Raw genomic sequence first — 791 nt, 5'->3', positions numbered from 1 at the left:
GAAACCTTGGAGCCCGTAACGCAAATCGTCAAGGTCGGCACGGCTAAACCAACCATGGTACCAAATGAAGCACCGAAAGCAGAAGCTTTACCAGAGTATCCACTGACTTATACCGACGAAATTTGCGTTGAGAAAATAGCCTTCAACATCGAGGAGCAAACTACGGATGAATTGGTTCAAGATGCTCGTCAGATTGCAACTCCAGGTGTCCAAGGTGAGCGTACCATTAAGACTCGTGTCTACAGTTCTAACGGTCAGGAAATTGATCGCCAAGAATTGTCTAACGAAGAAACTCTGGCTCCCGTAACGCAAATTGTCAAAGTCGGCACGGCTAAGCCAACCATGGTACCAAGCGATGCGCCAAAAGCAGACGCTTTGCCAGAGTATCCACTCACTTATACCGACGAAATTCGCGTTGAGAAAATAGCCTTCAACATTGAAGAGCAAACTACGGATGAATTGGTACAAGATGCTCGTCAAATCACAACTCCAGGTGTTGAGGGAGAGCGCACAATCAAGACTCGTGTCTACAGTTCTAACGGTCAAGAGGTTGACCGCCAAGAGTTGTCCAACGAGGAAACACTAGCTCCCGTAACACAAATCGTCAAGGTCGGCACGGCTAAGCCAAACATGGTACCGAACGATCCACCGAAAGCAGACGCACTGCCAGAGTATCCGTTGACTTATACCGACGAAACGCGCGTAGAAAAAATCAACTTTAGCATTCGTGAAGAAGAAACCGATGAGCTTGTTCAAGATGCTCGTCAAATCGCGACTCCGGGTGTTGAAGG

Annotated in this window: 1 protein-coding gene; it reads left to right on the top strand. The window is 47.9% G+C overall.

Annotated elements, in window-relative coordinates:
• Positions 1–791: G5 domain-containing protein (locus HMPREF0849_RS09990; RefSeq protein WP_000374515.1), on the top strand; the 791-nt coding region annotated here is incomplete at both ends.

Source organism: Streptococcus sp. C300, assembly GCF_000187645.1.
In the GTDB taxonomy this organism is placed as follows: domain Bacteria; phylum Bacillota; class Bacilli; order Lactobacillales; family Streptococcaceae; genus Streptococcus; species Streptococcus oralis_CQ.
The sequence above is the reverse complement of the archived record's forward strand: the minus strand, read 5'-3'. Positions and strand labels throughout refer to the sequence as shown.